General features: G+C 65.4%; 16 protein-coding genes. 12 read left to right on the top strand and 4 right to left on the bottom strand.

Annotated elements, in window-relative coordinates; translation table 11 throughout:
- The first annotated feature begins 3 nt into the window (after positions 1 to 3).
- From rnhB to ACHAC9_RS03065, 6 genes are all read left to right on the top strand, one after another.
- Positions 4 to 687, top strand: a complete 684-nt coding sequence (rnhB, locus tag ACHAC9_RS03090) for a ribonuclease HII (RefSeq protein ID WP_435757014.1) — start codon at positions 4 to 6, stop codon at positions 685 to 687.
- Complete coding sequence (locus tag ACHAC9_RS03085) at positions 684 to 1,466, top strand: TrmH family RNA methyltransferase (protein WP_435757012.1); 783 nt, start codon at positions 684 to 686, stop codon at positions 1,464 to 1,466. Before rnhB ends, ACHAC9_RS03085 begins: the two co-directional genes overlap by 4 nt.
- Positions 1,467 to 1,521: 55 nt before the next feature.
- Positions 1,522 to 2,718, top strand: a complete 1,197-nt coding sequence (locus ACHAC9_RS03080; protein ID WP_435757010.1) for an EAL domain-containing response regulator — start codon at positions 1,522 to 1,524, stop codon at positions 2,716 to 2,718.
- A gap of 182 nt (positions 2,719 to 2,900) precedes the next feature.
- On the top strand, positions 2,901 to 3,488 hold the full coding sequence (locus ACHAC9_RS03075) for a DUF6151 family protein (RefSeq protein WP_435757008.1): 588 nt from the start codon (positions 2,901 to 2,903) through the stop codon (positions 3,486 to 3,488).
- 140 nt (positions 3,489 to 3,628) lie between these two features.
- The gene (locus ACHAC9_RS03070; protein WP_435757006.1) at positions 3,629 to 4,768 is read left to right on the top strand and encodes a TonB-dependent receptor plug domain-containing protein; all 1,140 of its coding nucleotides are present in this window, start codon (positions 3,629 to 3,631) and stop codon (positions 4,766 to 4,768) included.
- Positions 4,738 to 5,040: a hypothetical protein gene (locus ACHAC9_RS03065; protein ID WP_435757004.1), complete on the top strand. Its 303-nt coding sequence runs from the start codon at positions 4,738 to 4,740 to the stop codon at positions 5,038 to 5,040. Before ACHAC9_RS03070 ends, ACHAC9_RS03065 begins: the two co-directional genes overlap by 31 nt.
- 148 nt (positions 5,041 to 5,188) lie before the next feature.
- Here the strand turns inward: ACHAC9_RS03065 and ACHAC9_RS03060 are convergent, their stop codons facing one another.
- The gene (locus ACHAC9_RS03060) at positions 5,189 to 6,016 is read right to left on the bottom strand and encodes a metallophosphoesterase (protein WP_435757002.1); all 828 of its coding nucleotides are present in this window, start codon (positions 6,014 to 6,016) and stop codon (positions 5,189 to 5,191) included.
- 168 nt (positions 6,017 to 6,184) lie between these two features.
- Between ACHAC9_RS03060 and ACHAC9_RS03055 the strand changes: the two genes are divergently transcribed.
- Both ACHAC9_RS03055 and fdhD read left to right on the top strand, forming a co-directional pair.
- On the top strand, positions 6,185 to 8,485 hold the full coding sequence (locus ACHAC9_RS03055; protein ID WP_435757000.1) for an FdhF/YdeP family oxidoreductase: 2,301 nt from the start codon (positions 6,185 to 6,187) through the stop codon (positions 8,483 to 8,485).
- The gene (fdhD, locus tag ACHAC9_RS03050; protein WP_435756998.1) at positions 8,482 to 9,345 is read left to right on the top strand and encodes a formate dehydrogenase accessory sulfurtransferase FdhD; all 864 of its coding nucleotides are present in this window, start codon (positions 8,482 to 8,484) and stop codon (positions 9,343 to 9,345) included. Before ACHAC9_RS03055 ends, fdhD begins: the two co-directional genes overlap by 4 nt.
- Here the strand turns inward: fdhD and ACHAC9_RS03045 are convergent.
- Positions 9,342 to 10,328: an HDOD domain-containing protein gene (locus ACHAC9_RS03045; protein ID WP_435756996.1), complete on the bottom strand. Its 987-nt coding sequence runs from the start codon at positions 10,326 to 10,328 to the stop codon at positions 9,342 to 9,344. The genes fdhD and ACHAC9_RS03045 overlap by 4 nt on opposite strands.
- A 161-nt stretch (positions 10,329 to 10,489) precedes the next feature.
- Between ACHAC9_RS03045 and ACHAC9_RS03040 the strand changes: the two genes are divergently transcribed.
- Positions 10,490 to 12,895: an ATP-binding protein gene (locus tag ACHAC9_RS03040; RefSeq protein WP_435756994.1), complete on the top strand. Its 2,406-nt coding sequence runs from the start codon at positions 10,490 to 10,492 to the stop codon at positions 12,893 to 12,895.
- A 185-nt stretch (positions 12,896 to 13,080) separates the two neighbouring features.
- Here the strand turns inward: ACHAC9_RS03040 and ppsR are convergent, their stop codons facing one another.
- Positions 13,081 to 13,929, bottom strand: coding sequence for a posphoenolpyruvate synthetase regulatory kinase/phosphorylase PpsR (ppsR, locus tag ACHAC9_RS03035; RefSeq protein ID WP_435756992.1), 849 nt, complete (start codon positions 13,927 to 13,929; stop codon positions 13,081 to 13,083).
- A 257-nt stretch (positions 13,930 to 14,186) separates the two neighbouring features.
- On the opposite strand from ppsR, the gene ppsA reads away from it, so the two are divergent.
- The 3 genes from ppsA to ACHAC9_RS03020 all read left to right on the top strand — a co-directional run bounded on the left by ppsA (position 14,187) and on the right by ACHAC9_RS03020 (position 17,607).
- The gene (gene ppsA, locus ACHAC9_RS03030) at positions 14,187 to 16,541 is read left to right on the top strand and encodes a phosphoenolpyruvate synthase (protein ID WP_435757241.1); all 2,355 of its coding nucleotides are present in this window, start codon (positions 14,187 to 14,189) and stop codon (positions 16,539 to 16,541) included.
- A 237-nt stretch (positions 16,542 to 16,778) separates the two neighbouring features.
- Positions 16,779 to 17,144 carry a hypothetical protein gene (locus tag ACHAC9_RS03025; protein ID WP_435756990.1) on the top strand — a complete coding sequence of 122 codons (366 nt, stop codon included), beginning with the start codon at positions 16,779 to 16,781 and terminating at the stop codon, positions 17,142 to 17,144.
- A 40-nt stretch (positions 17,145 to 17,184) separates the two neighbouring features.
- Complete coding sequence (locus tag ACHAC9_RS03020; protein ID WP_435756988.1) at positions 17,185 to 17,607, top strand: NfeD family protein; 423 nt, start codon at positions 17,185 to 17,187, stop codon at positions 17,605 to 17,607.
- A 74-nt stretch (positions 17,608 to 17,681) separates the two neighbouring features.
- On the opposite strand, the gene ACHAC9_RS03015 is transcribed toward ACHAC9_RS03020, so the two are convergent.
- The gene (locus ACHAC9_RS03015; RefSeq protein WP_435756986.1) at positions 17,682 to 17,816 is read right to left on the bottom strand and encodes a hypothetical protein; all 135 of its coding nucleotides are present in this window, start codon (positions 17,814 to 17,816) and stop codon (positions 17,682 to 17,684) included.
- Positions 17,817 to 17,876 lie beyond the last annotated feature (60 nt).

Below are 17,876 nucleotides of genomic sequence, written 5' to 3'. Positions count from 1 at the left end.
ACCATGAGCAAAAAACGCGTCAATTTCTATCCCGGCCTGCCGCCGCGGCTGCGCCCGTTTACCGACCTCGACATCGTCTGCGGCGTCGATGAGGCGGGCCGCGGCCCGCTGGCCGGGCCGGTGTACGCCGCGGCCGTCATCCTCGACCCGAAACGCCCGATCGAGGGTTTGCGCGACTCGAAAAAGCTGAGCGAAGCACGGCGCGACGAGCTGGCGCCGCAGATTCGCGAATACGCGCTGGCCTGGGCTATTTGCCAAGCCTCGTGCGAGGAAATCGACTCCCTCAACATCCTGCACGCCACCATGCTGGCGATGCGGCGCGCGGTCGAAGCCTTGCACATGATCCCGACGCTCGCCCTGATCGACGGCAACCGCTGCCCGCCGATGGACATTCGCGCCCACGCCGTCATCGAGGGCGACGACAAGTGCCATGCGATCTCGGCCGCCTCGATCCTGGCCAAGACCGCACGCGACGCGGAACTGGTGCGCCTGCACGTGCAGTACCCGCAGTACTGCTTCGACCAGCACAAGGGCTATTCGACCGCGCTGCACCTGGAGCGCCTGCGCCTGCACGGCCCTTCGCCGGTGCACCGCCGCTCGTTCGCGCCGGTGCGCAATCTGCTGCAGGTCGACCTGTTCGCCGCCCCCATGCCCGACGACGCCTTCGGCGAGGTACTGCCCGCATGAAGTCGGTCACCTCGCGCGACAATTCCTTCTACAAGGAACTCAAGGCGCTGGCCGCCAGCTCGCAGGCGCGGCGCCGTGCCGGGCGCACGCTGCTCGACGGCGTGCATTTGTGCCAGTCCTGGTTGGCGCTGCGCGGCGCGCCAGGCCACTGCGTGGTGTCCGAAGGCGCCTTGCACAACCCCGAGGTCATCGAGATCGTCGCGCGTTGCGAAAGCCTGCACGCCCATGTGACGGCCTTGCCGGATGCGTTGTTCGGCGCCGTCAGCCAGGTCGAACACGGCGTCAACCTGCTGTTCCTGGTCGACACGCCATCGCCCGTGCAGCCGCAGGGCTTGAGCGTGTCAAGCGTGCTGCTCGACGGTGTGCAGGACCCGGGCAATGTCGGTTCGATCCTGCGCAGCGCCGGTGCGGCCGGCATCACCCAGGTGTTTTGCAGCGCCGGCACGGCCTTCTGCTGGTCGCCGAAGGTGCTGCGTGCGGCGATGGGCGCGCACTTCGTGCTCGAGATCTTCGAGAACGTCGATTTGAAGGCCCTGATCGACAACTCCCGTATGTCGGTGCTGGCGATGAGCGGCTATGCCGATCAAAAGCTGTATGAGGTCGACCTGCGCGGCCCGGTCGCCTGGCTGCTGGGCCATGAAGGGCAGGGCGTGGCGGCCGAACTGATGGAGCGCGCCACGCACCAGGTGGTGATCCCGCATGCGGGCCAGGTCGAGTCGCTGAACGTGGCCGCGGCGGCGGCCATCTGCTTCTTCGAGCAGTTGCGCCAGCGAGGGTGATGGACGGCATTGCCGCCGGTAGGGTAAGCTCCGGCTAATCATTCGTGGAGCAGAGATGGACATCGCGCATTTGCATTTCCTGGTAGCCGAAGCCGATAGCGCCCAGCGTGCCGCAACCGTCGAGATGCTGGGGCGCCTCGGCGCCAGCCGCGTCACCGACGTGCCCGACGGGCATATGGCGCTGCGCACCTTCCAGGCCAGCTTCACGCCGCGCGTACATATCGCCGTCATCGACCTCGCGCTGCCCGGCATGGACGGTCTGGAACTGATCCGCAACCTGGCCACACTCGATTCCGGCATCAGCCTGATCGTCACCGGCGCCCAGCCGCCGAACCTGCTGTTCTCGGTCGAGACGCTGGCCCAGGTCTACGGCATCGACCTGCTCGGATCGGTGGCCAAGCCCGTCACCGCCGCCAAGCTCAAACCCCTGATCGACAACTACGCGCCGGCCCCCAGCCCGCCGACGGTCGACAACGCGCCGCGCTTCGAATTCGCCGAGATCGGCAACGGCCTGCAAAAGCGCCAGTTCGAACCCTTCTTCCAGCCGAAGATCGAGCTGGCCACAGGCCAGGTGAAGGGCCTGGAGGCCTTCGCACGCTGGAACCATCCGGAGTATGGCCTGCTGGGTCCGTCCGCCTTCATCGACGCCCTGGTGCAGAACAACCGCATCGATTTCCTCGACTGGAGCATGATCGAGCTGTCGGTCGAGCGCTGTCGCTGGCTGCACGACCAGGGCACGCCGATCTCGATCTCGATCAACCTGGCCCCCGAGACGCTGGCGCATCCGGCGTTCATCCGCCAGATTACGGCCTGCCTGGGACGGCACGCGGTCCTGCCCGACTACATCACCTTCGAGATGCCCGAGTCATCGGTGCTGAACACCGACCCCAACTTCATCGAGCGCCTGGTGCGCCTGCGGATGATGGGTTTTGGCCTGGCGATCGACGATTACGGCACCGGACGCTCGAACCTGCAACTGCTGGCGCGCATCCCGTTCTCGGAGCTGAAGATCGACCGCAGTTTCGTCGACGGCGCCTCGAAGCGGCGCCCGCTCGGCACCGTGCTGCGCTCCTGCCTGACGCTCGCGCACAGCCTGGACCGGATGTCGGTGGCGGTCGGCGTCGAGACGCGCCAGGATTGGGATTTCCTGCAAGGCCTGGGCTGCACCTATGCGCAGGGTTACCACATCGCCAATCCGATGGAAGCCAGTGCCTTCCCAGGCTGGCTGGAAGACTGGCGCCACTTCTTCTAACTTAGGGGCCTCGATCAAGCTACTGCGCGTCGTATTTTTTCCCTGCGATGCTCGCTGTACATGCGTACAGCTGCGCTTCTCGGACAAAACTACTTCCGCTCGCTACGGTTTCTCGAGCCCCCGTTACGCCGCGTGTCTGCAGGCAGTCTTACTTCTTTAAACCTACTTTTTTGGGGGGGGTAATGAGTCTTCAATTGCGCTGCCGTTGCGGCAAGCTGCAGGGGGAAGTGGACGCACGGCGCGTCGCGGCGCGCGCGGTTTGTTATTGCAAGGACTGCCAGGCGTTTGCGCGCTTCCTGAAAGCCGAGGACAGGGTGCTCGACGCGTCGGGCGGCACCGAGGTGGAAGCGACGCTGCCGGGCGCGGTGCGCTTCACCGCAGGCCTCGAACACCTGGCCTGCATGTCGCTCGGCCCGAAAGGACTCTACCGCTGGTATGCGGCGTGTTGCAATACGCCGGTTGGAACGACCCCGCGCAATTCCCGGATGTCCTACCTGGGCCTGGTGCGCACCTGCCTCGATGCGCCGGCCGAGGAGCTCGACCGACAGCTCGGGCGCTCGCACATTACCGCGAACCGTGGATCGGCCTGCGGGCCGACGACGGCGAGGCCTGTGGCGACGGTGCTTGCCGTGGCCGCGATCGGCGCCATGCTGGTCAGGGCGCGCATCGGTGGCGGCTACCGCGACAACCCCTTCTTTGATGCCTCCGGCGCACCGGTGCGACCGCCGCGCGTCCTGACGCTGGAAGAGCGTTCGGCGCTGGCACGCTGAATAATCCGGGTATGTGGGCAGGTGGAATTAAAAATTGCTAGTATATAGCAATAAATTATTCCAATTATCTTTTATTAATTACTACAATTTGGAATATAGTTGTTCGCACAACGCGTATAACTATTTCTGGAGAGTAGAACATGCCCTTGCTGAACCGTCGTCATTTGGCCATGCTCCTCGCCGCGCTGTCGGCCCAGGTAGCTGCCCAGCAGTCCGCGCCGGACGGTCCCATCGCCCAGGTAGAGGTGAAAGGTTCGGCCAGCTACGATCCGCGCAGGGACGACACCGCCGCGCGCATCGTCGTTGGACGCGAGGAAATCGCGCGTTACGGCGACACCCAGCTGGCCGACGTCTTCAAGCGCATTCCTGGCGTCGCGATCACCAGCGGATCGGGCCGCAGCATCGAGGTCCTGATGCGCGGCCTGGGCGGCGGCTACACCCAGATTCTGGTGAATGGCGAGCGCACTCCCGCGGGCTTTGCGCTCGAGAGCCTGGCGCCCGAGCAGATCGAGCGCATCGAAGTGCTGCGCGTGGCGACCGCCGAGTTCTCCACCGAGGCGGTGGCCGGCACCATCAACATTGTGCTGCGCAAAGCGGCGCGCAAGCGCCAGCGCGAGGCCAAGCTGGGCTACCTGGCGTCAAGCGCCTTTTGGGGGCCGACTTTCAACCTCGAGGCCGGCGACCGGGGCGAAGCGTCTTCGTGGGCGGTCACGGCCAGCGGCAACCATGACAGCATGTCGCGCGAGTCGAGCGGGCTCGAGGAGAACCGGCGCCCGGATGGTGTCCTCGACCTGCGCCGCATCACGACCCTGGCAGAACAGGGCCGCGTGAACCGGCTCAACCTCGGCCCGCGCTTCAACTGGACCCTGGCGAACGGCGACACCGTCGCCTGGGAAACCCTGGGCACCGGCAGCAGCTTTCGCAACGACGACCATATCAGGGTAGCGACCCCGATCGGCCGGGCGCCGCGGGTGCCCGACCTGCTCATCTTCGGCGAGTTCGACGACGGCTTGCTCAAGTCGGACCTGCGCTGGCAGCGCAAGACGGCGTCCGGCAGCCAGCTCGACGCGAAATTCGGGGCCGAATGGTCATCGCGCAAGTCCTACGTGGACCGATTCGGTGTCGATGCCGATGGCAGGCCGGAGACGGACGGCAGCATGCTCGCCGATACCCACGCCAGGGGCGTCAACTCGACCGGCAAGGCGACTCGCACCATCGACGGCGGCCATCTGCTGGCGCTGGGGCGAACTTGGGCGTCGACTACAAGGCGGGCGCGCTGACGACGGGCGCCAGCCTGGCGCACCGCCGTGGCCGCCCGGTGCGGGTCACTGTGAACCGCGGGTTCGACAGGTCTTCGCGCAGCGATCTGGACGCCTATGCGCTGTGGGCGTTCAATCCGGCGCTCCAGTTGCGGGTGGCGGCGTCGAACCTGCTGGAGCAGGACGACGAATTCGGACCGAGCTACTCGGACCCGGTCAGCGGGGTCGAGACGCGCACCTGGCGGTACCCGCGCGGGGTGTCGCTGCGCACCACGCTGGAAATGACGTTCTGAACGATCAGGATGGCATTGCACCCGCCAGGTCGACGATCCGGTAGCTTGCCTGGCCCTCGGCCGCGTCGACAGTGACGAATTCGACGGCGCGTGCCGGGCCCGCGCCAAGGCGATACAGGGTGCCGCTTCCCGATGGAACGAGCGCGCCTCAGAGGCTGATGACCAGTCCCGGCCGGAAGCCTTCCTGCTCGCCCTTGCTCAGGTAGCCCAGCGGATTGGCGACGACGCGGCACGACCAGGGGCGTCCGTTCTCGACGCCTGTGGCCACGTAATCGTTCAGGCAGTGCAGGTGGCCGTGCATCCAGAGACCGGCCAGGGGTAACAGCGCGTCGAGCGAATTGCAAAAGCCGGCCGTGCCGGGCGTGACGCCATAGCGCGGGTCGGCGCTTTTCAAGCTGGGCGCGAAGTGGGTGACGGCGACCGTGACCCCGTCGAACGGCTCGGCCAGTGCCGCGCGCAGCCAGGCCTGACAGTCGAGCGCCATCGCGCGCCAGCCGTCGGCCAGCACCGGTTCGCCATGTCGCAAGGTCGTGTTCTTGCTGAGGTAATAGTTGGCGGCGCGGATCGCCTTGTCGCGCAGCTGCAGCTGCTTCGTCAGTTCGTGCCCGCTTGCCAGGGCGTCGAAATCGGACCACAGCGTGGTGCCGACAAAACGTACGTGATCAATGACGACCGTCTCCCGGTCGAGCCAGACAATCCCCAGGCGCGCGCAGGTGGCGCGCAGCCGTTCATAGGTGACGTTGAAGTCCAGGCCGTCGAATTCGTGGTTCCCGGGGATGAACAGGACCTGTGCCTTCGTCACGCCGAGCGCGGGCGCGAAGCGTTCGAGGCCGAAGTCGGTACCGGTCAGGCGCGAGCCGGGTTGATAGGAACCGATGTCGCCGGCCAGGACGACGACGTCGATGCCGGGGGCGATCTCGGGCTGAAAAGCCGGATAGCGTTCGAGGTGGAGGTCGGAAAACAGCTGTATGCGCATGGCGGCAGTATAGCCAGATTGGCCGGCCCGTGCCGCCTGCGGGGAAGGGTGGGGACTGACCCGGCTCTGACCCGCCGCGCGGGGTGCGTCATCCTACTGCGTGCGCAAGCGCACAGAATCCTTGTGCGCCCAGGGCTAGGGTGCATTATCCGTTAGCGAGGGGGCAGCATGAGCAGCGATTCCGACAATCTACGTATCAAGCCGGCATCGATGCCTGCCGGCGGCTGGGGCTCGGTGGGGGAGGTCGCCCACATCTTGTTCGAGCAGCGCGCGGCGCTCAAAGACAGCGGGCTGCTCCTGAAGCAGAACAAGTCGGACGGCTTTGCCTGCGTCAGCTGCGCCTGGGCCAAACCGGCCAACCCGCACCCTTTCGAGTTCTGCGAAAGCGGCGCCAAGGCGACGGCCTGGGAAACGACCAGCAAGACGATCGGCGCCGATTTTTTCGAGCGCTACACGGTGACGCAACTCGAAGCCTGGAGCGACCATCAGTTGGAAGACCAGGGCCGCTTGACCACGCCGCTGCGCTGGGATGCGGCCAGCGACAAGTACCGGGCGCTTTCCTGGGACACGGCGTTTGCAGAGATCGGCGCGGCCTTGCGCGGGGCAAAGCGGGAACAAGTGGTGTTCTACAGTTCGGGACGGGCGTCGCTCGAAACCTCCTACATGTATGGCCTGCTGGCGCGCATGTACGGTAACAACAACCTGCCCGACAGCTCCAACATGTGCCACGAGAGCACCTCGGTAGCGCTGCAAAAGACGATCGGCGACGGCGTCGGCACGGTGGTACTTGGCGACTTCGAGCAGACCGACTGCATCTTTTTCTTTGGCCAGAACGTGGGCGTGAACAGCCCGCGCATGCTGCACCAGTTGCAGGCCGCGCGCAAGCGCGGCGTGCCGATCATCACCTTCAATCCCTTGCGCGAGCGCGGGCTGGTCAGTTTCACCAATCCCCAGTCGCCCGGCGAAATGCTGACCGGGCAGGAGACGGCCATCAGCACCCAGTACCACCAGGTCAGGCCCGGCGGCGACACGGCCGCGCTGATGGGCCTGTGCAAGGCGATCCTGGCGCTCGACGATGCGGCGCTCGACGGCGGCGCCGCGCGCGTGCTCGATACTGCTTTCCTGGCCGGGCACACGCATGGCCTGGACGACTTCCTGGCGTCGGTACGCACTTGCGGCTGGCCCGATATTGAACGCGAATCGGGTTTGAAACGCGCATCGCTTGAAAGCGCGGCATGGGTGTATGCGCGTGCGAAAGCCGTCATGGCCGTCTACGGCATGGGACTGACCCAGCACCGCAATGGCGTGCAGAACGTGGCAATGATCGTCAATCTGCTGCTCCTGCGCGGGAATATCGGCAAACCCGGCGCCGGCGTGTGTCCCGTGCGCGGCCACTCGAACGTGCAGGGCCAGCGCACGGTCGGTATCACGGAAAAGCCGGAGCTGGCGCCGCTGGATAAACTGAAGGAGCAATACGGGTTCGAGCCGCCGCGCACAAAAGGCATGAACACGGTCGAGGCTTGCGAAGCGATCCTGGCGCGCGAGGTGCCGGCCTTCATCGCTCTGGGCGGGAATTTCCTGCGCGCCGTGCCCGAGACGGCGCTGATGGAAGCGGCCTGGCGTGAACTGCCATTGACGGTCCAGATTTCGACCAAGCTCAATCGCAACCACATCATCCATGGCAAGGCCTCCTATATCCTGCCCTGCCTGGGGCGCATCGAGGTCGACCGCCAGCTGGGGGGCGAGCAGGCCGTCACGGTCGAGGACAGCACCGCCTGCATCCACGGCTCGCGCGGGATGGCCGAACCGGCGTCGCACGACTTGCGCTCGGAACCGGCGATCGTGGCCGGCCTCGCGCGCGCCACGCTGAACCCCAATCCCCGTGTCGATTGGGACGCCTGGGTGGCCGATTACGGCACCATCCGCGCGGCGATCGAAGAAACCTATCCGGACATCTTCCAAGACTTCAATGCGCGCATGTGGACGCCGGGCGGCTTTCGCAAACCGGTCGGCGCCGCTGAGCGGCAGTGGAAGACCGACAGCGGCAAGGCCAATTTCACGGTGCCGGAGGGCTTGCCGGGCGACCCGGACACGAAAGCCGGCTTGGGGACGATGCGCCTGTTCACGGTGCGCAGCGACGGCCAGTTCAATACCACGATCTACAGTTTCGACGACCGGTTTCGCGGCGTCTACGGCAGCCGCAGGGTTGTGTTCATGGGGCGCGCCGACATGGCCAAACGCGCACTGGCGCAGGGCGACCTGGTCACGCTGCGCTGTGCCAGCGACGACGGCGTCGAACGCAAGGTGGCAGGCCTGGCCGTCGTCCCCTACGATATTCCGGAAGGGACCATTGCCGGCTACTTCCCCGAATGTAATCCCCTGATTCCGCTCTGGCACCATGCGAAGGAGAGCAAGGTGCCGGCCGCGAAAGCGATCGACGTGCTGGTCGAGAAGGGGAGCACGCCATGAAAGCGGCCGAACCCTTCCTTGCAATGGGGGGCCATGAGGTTCCCGAGGGCACGCGCCGGCTCGCTGCGATCCGCTGCGCGGGCGAGGCGGCCGACGAGGGCAGCGAACTGGTGGCCGACGAGGTGCCGGTGGCACTCAGCTACAACGGCGTCACGCACGCCGTCATGCTCGCGTCGCCGCTCGACCTGGAAGACTTCGCGCTCGGTTTTACCTTGGGCGAGCGCATCGTGCGCAAGGCGCGCGACGTCTACGACATCGAGGTCGAACACACGCCGCGGGGGATCGCGATTGCGCTGCGCATCGCTTCAGGCGCGCTGGCGCGCCTGAAGGTCACGCGCAGTGCGCGCCTCGGAAAAACCGGCTGCGGCCTGTGCGGTGTCGACAGCCTGGAGTACTTCGAGCAGGACGCCTGCCTGCCGGACCCGTGTGCGCCGCAGCCAGCTTGCAGCACGCAACGTATCGAAGCGGCGGCCTTGCACCGCGCGATGGTCGAGCTGGCGGCGCGCCAGCAGCTGCACGGGGCAACCGGCGCGGCGCATGCCGCCGGCTGGGCCGGGCTTGACGGCGCCTTGCTGTGCATGCGCGAGGACGTGGGGCGCCACAATGCGCTCGACAAGCTGGTCGGAGCACTGGCGCGTTCTGGCACGGCGCCGGACGGGGGCTTCGCGGTGGTGACCAGCCGCGCCAGCTTCGAGATGGTGCAGAAGGCGGCGCGCGCCGGCTTCGGCTTGCTCGCTGCGATTTCCGCGCCAACGGCGCTGGCGGTGCGGATGGCCGAGGGTGCGGGCCTGACGCTGGCCGGCTTCGTGCGCGGCGGCCGTCATGTCGTCTACAGCCATCCGCAGCGCCTGCTGGCCTAATCCTGGTCCTCGTCGTGCAGTTTGCCCAGCACCGACAGCGCCGCTTCGTCCAGCCCGGCGACGACGAAAGGATCGCCGGTTGCGTATTGCCCGGCATCGACCAGCATGCGCAGCTTGGCCAGGCGGTCGCCCAGGGCTAGTGCCAGTGCCAGCGCGGGGGCGTCAACCTGGCCGGCGCTGCCGATCGCTTCCACCACCGCGTCCGGGAATTCCCACAGCGCGGCGATGCGCGCCGACAGGATGCGCGCCTGCTCGAACAAGGTGGCGATGAAGGGATCGGACCAGGGCAGGGCCTCGTCACAGCAAGCCTGGTCGACCAGGCGCAAGGCCACCACCAGTCCCACGTTCTCCATCAGTCCGGCGAGATAGGCGTCAAAGGCGTTCGCATGCAGGCCAGCGGCGAGCAGGCTGGCGCCGAGCGCGGTTTTTTCGGACTGGCGCCAGATAATCGGCCCGACCCGTTTCACAAGGCGCCCGCTGTGCATGCTGACGATCGGACGAAACGCCACGCGCGCCAGCAGCATGCGCATGCCGTTCTGCCCGAGCAGCATGATGGCGCTTTGCATGTTGTTGATCGGCGGGCCGCTGTGATAGCGCGGCAGGTAGGCCGGCCGGTTTGCCTCGCGGTAGACTTCGACCACCAGCACCGGGTCGCGGCCCAGCTGGCGCGACAGTTCGGCGGCGTTCATGTCGTCGCCCTGCAAGGTGCGCATCAGCTGCGGGATGATTTCCGGCACGCGCGGGACCAGGGCAGCGCCGGCAACCGGCGACTGCACCATGCGCGCCAGTTCATCGAGGATGCCCACCTCGGCCTGCGGTGTGGCGTGCGGCGGGCACCCCTGCGCCAGCCAGCGGTACCAGACCGCGTCGACCTCGGCGCTCGTGGCCGGCGCCGCGTCGTGCGCTTGCGCGGGCGCCGCCGCGGCCACAGCGTGCGCCTTGGCCGTATTCTCGCCGCCTGTCAGTTTGTTCAGCCAACCCATGTGCCGCTGCCCGTAGTAATGCGTATGCCGCCGATTCTACATGAGGCGCCGCTTGCGGGCAGGTGGGATCGGTGCGGCAGCACTTCCGGCACGGCGCGGACAGCGAGCCTTGCCTCCCCGGTGGATAGTCAGCCGCGGGCATCCGTGCGACAATCGCGCGCATGATGACCCTCGACGATTACCAGGCGCTGTTTCGCGCCTCGCCCTATCCCTATCTCGTGATGTCGCCTGACCTGACCATCGTCGGGGCCAGCGGCGCCTACCTGCGTTCGGTCGGGCGCTCCGAGGAAGAGATCGTCGGACGGTATGTATTCGACGCCTTCCCGGCCGACCCCGACGATCCGGATGCGACCGACGTCAGCGAGGTGAAGGCCTCGCTGCTGCGCGCGCTGGCCAAGGGCGAGCCCGATACGACCGCCTTTGTGCGCTATTCGGTTCCGGTCGCGACGCCTGACGGGACCCGGTTCGAGGAACGCTACTGGAGCACCGTCCACACGCCGGTGCTGGACCAGGACGGCAAGCCGGTCCTGGTATTCCAGAACCCGGTCGACGTCACCGAACTGTACCGCTTCGACCAGCAGTCGGAAGTGGCCACGCTGCAGCTCACGCGGCCGGGCGAAAGCAATGCCGAGAACTTCAACCGCGCCCAGATGCACGAGGCGCTCTCGCGCATCCTGAACAACGAGCGCGAACACCTGCGCAGCCTGTTCAACCAGGCGCCGGGTTTCGTCGCGGTGCTGATGGGGCCGAAGCACGTGTTCGAAATGGTCAACGAAGCGTATTACCAGCTGGTTGGGCACCGCGAGCTGGTCGGTAAAGCGCTATGGGACGCGCTGCCCGAGGTGGCCGGCCAGGGTTTCGAGGAATTCCTCGACCAGGTCTACCGCACCGGCGTGCCCTGGTCCACGCGCGCCATGCCTTTCGAAGTCCAATACGAGCGCGGCGGGCCGCTGGTGCAACGCCACATCGATCTGGTGTACCAGCCCTACAAGGACCAGTACGGCACCACGATCGGCATTTTCGCGCAGGGCTACGACGTCACCGATTCGGTCGAAGCACAAGCGGCCAAGCGCGAAAGCGACGAACGCCTGCGCGACGGCATGGATGCGGCCAAGATGGTGGTCTGGGACTGGAACCTCGACAGCGGCGAACTGGCCTACTCGGAAAACATCGACCGCGTGCTCGGTTTTTCGCCACGCAGGATGGGTCTTGTTGGCGAGCACATCCACCCGGACGACCGCGACAAGATCGCCGACGCGCACCGCGATGCACTGGGCGGCGCCGGGGCCTACCAGGAAGTGGTGCGCTTCATTCGCCCTGACAACGGCCGCCAGGTCTGGCTGGATAGCCGCGGCAAGGTCCAGTTCGACGCCGACGGCCAGCCGGTCCGCATGCGCGGGGTGACGGTCGACGTGACCGAGCGCTACCAGGCCGAATTCGAACTGCGCGAATCGAACCGTAAGAAGGACGAGTTCCTCGCCATGCTGGCGCACGAACTGCGTAATCCTCTCGCGCCGATTGCCACCGCCGCCGAGATGTTGCGCCTGACCGCCCCTGCCGATGCGCGCACGAAGAAGGCCAGTGAAGTCATCAGCCGCCAGGTCAGGCACATGACGGCGCTGGTGGACGACCTGCTCGACGTTTCTCGCGTCACGCGCGGGCTGGTCGAACTGGACAAGGAACTGGTCGATATCAAGGCCGCGGTGGCGAACGCCGTCGAGCAGGCCCGGCCCCTGATCGAGGTCCGCCACCACGCGCTCACGGTGCGCACGGACGCTTCGCAAGCGACCGTGCTGGGCGACCGCACGCGCCTGGTGCAGGTGATCGCCAACCTCCTGAACAACGCGGCGAAATACACGCCGCAGGGCGGCGAGATCACGCTCGCGGTGCACGCCGAGGCCGAATGGGTCGACATCAGCGTCATCGACAACGGCATCGGTATCGACGCGCGCCTGCTGCCGCATATCTTCGAGCTGTTCACCCAGGCCGAGCGTACGCCGGACCGCGCGCAAGGGGGCCTGGGCATCGGCCTGGCGCTGGTCAAGACGATGGTGGCGCTGCATGGCGGCCAGGTGACGGCCGACAGCGCCGGTCCCGGCACGGGCAGCACCTTCACGATTCGCCTGCCGGCGGTGGCGCGGGGCGTGAAGGATCAGTTTGAAGGCGCGGCGCGCGAGGGTGTGCCCAGTACGGCGCCGGTACGGATCATGATCGTCGACGACAATATCGACGCTGCCGAGTCGCTCGCGGTGCTGCTCGAGGCGCAAGGCCATCGCGTACGCGTGGAGTCGCACCCGGTGCAGGCGCTGGCGGCAGCACGCCGGGACCCGCCCCAGGTCTTCATCCTCGACATCGGCCTGCCCGAGATGGACGGCTACGAACTCGCGCGCCGCCTGCGCGCCGACCCGGCCACCGCCAGCGCGCTGTTCGTCGCGCTCACCGGCTACGGCCAGGCGCACGACCGCATCCTGTCGAAATCGAGCGGCTTCGAGCATCACTTCGTCAAGCCGATGGATACGGACAAGCTGGGGCAGGTGCTGGCGATGGTGCGTGGCCGGGCAGGGTAAGGTGGACAGTGGATGAAACAAACGAATACCGCTTGGCTCGCAGGTGCGGTTTTCAACCAGCGTATCGGGGCCTTGAGAAACCGTAGCGAGCGCAAGGAGCTATGGCAGAGGCGCGGAGCTGTACGACTGTACAGCGAGCACCGCAGGACGAAGCTCGAACGCGCAGCAGGTTTATCAAGGTCCCCTCAGTATTCGCGGCGGTCCGGCTTGATCTCCTGCAACACCGTGGTCGCAATCTCCTCGATTGACTTGGTGGTCGAGGACAGCCAGCGGATCCCTTCGCGCTTCATCATCATTTCCGCCTCGTTCACCTCGTAGCGGCAGTTTTCGATCGAGGCGTATTTGCTGCCGGCGCGGCGCTCTTCGCGGATCTGGGTCAGGCGCTCCGGCGAAATCGTCAGGCCGAACAGTTTATGTTTGAACGGCGGCAGCGAGGAGGGCAGCTTGCCGCGCTCGAAGTCGTCGGGAATGAGCGGATAGTTGGCCGCCTTGATCCCGTACTGCATCGCGAGATACAGGCTGGTCGGGGTTTTCCCCGAGCGCGAGACGCCCACCAGAATCACATCGGCCTCGGCCAGGTTCTTGTGCGACTGGCCGTCGTCGTGCGCGAGCGAGAAGTTGATCGCCTCGATGCGGTTCTTGTATTCCTCGGAGTCGACCACGTTGTGGATGCGGCCGATCGTGTGCGTCGATTTCACGCCGAGTTCCATTTCGAGCGGCGCGACGAAGGTCTGGAACAGATCCATGTGCATGCCGTTCGAGCCGCGGATGATGCCCGACAGGTCGTGCTTGACCAGCGTCGAGAAGACGATCGGTCGCTGATTGTCGGCGGCGTAGTGTTCGTTGATGCGGCGCGCCGCGTCTTTCGCCTTGTCGAGCGTGTCGATGAAGGGAATGCGGATCTGGCGGAAGCGCATCTCGAACTGGCTCATCACCGCGTGGCCGAAGGTCTCGGCGGTAATGCCGGTTCCGTCGGAGACGAAGAACACCGTGCGGGTGGACGGGGGGAGCGGAGGGCGGCCTTCAACTGTCATGGTATTTTTTTAACAAATGTTGTCAGGTTTCGGAGTGTTGTGCGATGTGATTCTGGGGCACACGCGGTAGAATGCTCGGCAACGGTTTTTTGCATTGTGCTGCACGGCGACCAGAATAACAAGAAAACACCAGCGGCCGCGCCACCAGATTTCTATCTCAAGTAAGGTGCTTTACCATGACTAACCTGTCTAATGCAGCATTGAAAGACCCCGAACAAGGCGTGAGCGTGTACGTCGCCCCGTTCGAGAACCTGCGTATGACCGATGTCGAATCGGTCGGCGGCAAGAACGCCTCGCTCGGCGAGATGATCAGCCAGCTCGCCGAAGCCGGCGTGCGTGTGCCGACCGGCTTCGCCACCACGGCCCAGGCTTTCCGCGACTTCCTCGAGCATTCGATCGACGGCGGCGCTCCGCTAGCCGAGCGCATTGCCACCCGCCTGGAAGGCCTCGACACCGACGACGTGCGTTCGCTCGCCGCCGCTGGTCTTGAAATCCGCCAGTGGATCATCGACACCCCGTTCCAGCCGCGCCTGGAAGAAGAGATCCGCAGCTATTACGAACGCCTGGTGGCCGATTCAGTCGCCGAGATGTCCTTCGCCGTGCGCTCGTCGGCCACCGCCGAAGACTTGCCGGACGCGTCCTTCGCTGGCCAGCAGGAGACTTTCCTGAACGTGGTCGGCATCGACAATGTGCTGGAAGCGATGAAGCACGTCTTCGCCTCGCTCTACAACGACCGCGCGATTTCGTACCGCGTCCATAAAGGTTTCACCCACGCCGAAGTGGCCCTGTCGGCCGGCGTGCAGCGCATGGTGCGCTCGGACCTGGGCGCCGCCGGCGTCATGTTCACGCTCGATACCGAATCGGGCTTCAAGGACGTTGTCTTCATCACCTCGAGCTACGGCCTGGGCGAGACCGTGGTGCAGGGCGCGGTCAATCCGGACGAGTTCTACGTCCACAAGCCGATGCTCGAGCAGGGTAAGTCGCCCGTCATCCGCCGCAACATCGGCTCGAAGCTGATCAAGATGGAGTTCACCAGCGAAACCAAGGCCGGCCGTTCCGTAAAAACCGTGGACGTGCCGATCGAACTGCGCAACCGCTATTCGCTGACCGACGCGGAAGTCGTGGAACTGGCGAAATACGCCGTCATCATTGAGAACCACTACGGCCGTCCGATGGACATCGAGTGGGGCAAGGATGGCCGCGACGGCAAACTGTTCATCCTGCAGGCGCGTCCGGAGACCGTCAAATCCCAGCAAAAAGCGACCGACGCCCAGCAGCGTTTCTCGTTGAAGGGCACCGGCACCGTGCTGACCCACGGCCGCGCGATCGGCCAGAAGATCGGCGCCGGTCCAGTGCGCGTGATTACCGACCCGGCCGACATGGAACGCGTCCAGCCGGGCGACGTGCTGGTGGCCGACATGACCGACCCGAACTGGGAACCGGTCATGAAGCGCGCTTCCGCCATCGTCACGAACCGCGGTGGCCGCACCTGCCACGCGGCGATCATCGCGCGCGAGCTCGGTGTGCCGGCTGTTGTCGGCTGCGGCGACGCGACCGACATCCTGAAGGACGGCACCTTTGTCACGGTCTCGTGCGCCGAAGGCGACGAAGGCAAGATCTACGACGGCCTGCTGGAAACCGAGATCACCGAAGTCTCGCGTGGCGAACTGCCACCGATCAAGACCAAGATCATGCTCAACGTCGGCAACCCGCAGCTCGCCTTCGACTTCCAGTCGGTGCCGAACAACGGCGTCGGCCTCGCGCGCCTCGAGTTCATCATCAACAACAACATCGGCGTGCACCCGAAGGCGATCCTCGAGTACCCGAACATCGACGCCGACCTGAAGAAAGCGGTCGAATCGGTCGCGCGCGGCCACGCATCGCCAAAGGCTTTCTATGTCGACAAACTGGCCGAAGGCGTGGCGACGATCGCCGCGGCGTTCTGGCCAAAACCGGTCATCGTGCGCCTGTCCGATTTTAAATCGAACGAGTACAAGAAGCTGATCGGCGGTTCGCGCTACGAGCCGGACGAAGAGAACCCGATGCTGGGCTTCCGCGGCGCCGCACGCTACCTGGCCGAAGACTTCGCCGAGGCCTTCGAGATGGAATGCATCGCCATGAAACGCGTGCGCGAAGAGATGGGCCTGACCAACGTCGAGCTGATGATCCCCTTCGTGCGCACCCTGGGCCAGGCCGAAAAGGTCATTGGCCTGCTCGCCAAATATGGCCTGAAGCGTGGCGAAAACGGCCTGCGCGTCATCATGATGTGCGAAGTGCCGTCGAATGCGATCCTGGCCGAGCGTTTCCTCGAGTTCTTCGACGGCTTCTCGATCGGCTCGAACGACCTGACCCAGCTGACCCTCGGCCTGGACCGCGACTCGGGCATGCCGCTGCTGGCAGCGGACTTCGACGAGAGCGACCCGGCGGTGAAAGCCATGCTGTCGCTGGCGATCAAGGCTTGCCTGGCACAGGGCAAGTACATCGGCATCTGCGGCCAGGGTCCTTCTGACAATCCGTTATTTGCTCAGTGGCTGGTGGAGCAGGGCATCGAGTCGATGTCGCTGAACCCGGATTCGGTCATCGAGACCTGGCAGAAGCTGGCGGCGATGTAATCGGCGAAGCCGGTACCGCGCCCATCAGGGCATCGAAAAAACCCTCCTGCCTTGCGGCAGCGAGGGTTTTTTTATTTCCGGTGCGGCGCACGGGATTCTTGTACGGGCATTACGATGCCAATGGTCATAGCTCAAAGGCAACAAATAACTTGACTCGGCGCGGGAACGGGTTACACTTTTGGAAACCCTCGTCACCCTGCGCTGGCGCGGGTTTTTTGACATTGACTGGAGAAATTCATGCGCCATGCGCTGTTCATGCTTGCTTTCGGGATGCTGGTGTCAAACGCCAGCCTGGCCGCCGAGCCGTCGTTTTGTGCGTCTGTCTGCGACAGCGAACGGCGTGCCTGCAGGGCCGACGTCCAGCAACTGGCCGCCGAGGATGGCGATGGCCTGCTCGTGATGCAGGAGCGCAATCAGCTGGCACGCACTGCCGCGAAAACGCATACCCCGTCGGCGGCCACGCTTGCGAATGAGCGCTCGAGCGTGCAGGCGCGCCGCATCGGGCGCAACGCCAACTGCGAAGACACCTACCGGCGCTGCACGCGCTCCTGCCAGGCACCGGCGAGCGCGTCCCCAGTGCTCACCCCGCGCAAGAACGGATGAGTCCACGCCGCGTTCCCGAATCTGATGGAAGGAGACAGCAATGTCGGACTGGATGAACTGGCTGGTGGGGGCGGGGATCCTGGTGATCGCCGAACTGTTCACCGGCACCTTTTACTTGCTGATGATCGCCATCGGCCTGGCTTTCGGCGGCATTGCTGCGCTGCTGGGCGTGAGCGGGCCGATCCAGACCTTGACTGCCGCCGCCGTCGGCCTGGGCGCGACCGCGATCCTGCACCGCAGCCGCTTCGGCCGGCCAGCCAAGACGAATCCGACACGCGACCAGAACGTCAATCTCGACATCGGGGCACGCGTCGCCGTCCCCAGCTGGCACGAGGGCCGCGCACGCGTGATGTACCGGGGCGCGCTGTGGGATGTGGAACTTGGTCCGGGCGCGCTGCCGGAAGCGGGCGACTACCGCATCGTCGAAGTGCAGGGCAGTCGGCTGATCGTGGCGAACGCCTGAGAATAAGGCCGGCTGCATCAAAAAAATGCCAACTCTGAGCTTGGCATTTTGCTTTTAATACCCTGACTGCAGCCTCAGTTCCAGCCGCCCGCGTTCGCGCGGTAGTCGTCAAGGGCAACTGCGTTCGCCTGCGCCTGGATTACCTGCTCGGCGCGCCCGCGCGCGGCCTGGGTCAGCAGCTGCGCAACTGTGTTCAATACCTGTTTCATGTCCATCTCCTGAAAATGCCGACTGGTTCGCCGATACCCTGGTTATAGGGGCGACCCGGC

It is taken from the genome of Massilia sp. CMS3.1, from assembly GCF_051262535.1.
In the GTDB taxonomy this organism is placed as follows: domain Bacteria; phylum Pseudomonadota; class Gammaproteobacteria; order Burkholderiales; family Burkholderiaceae_D; genus Telluria.
Note: the sequence above shows the minus strand (reverse complement) of the source record. Positions and strands in the feature narration are given on the sequence as shown.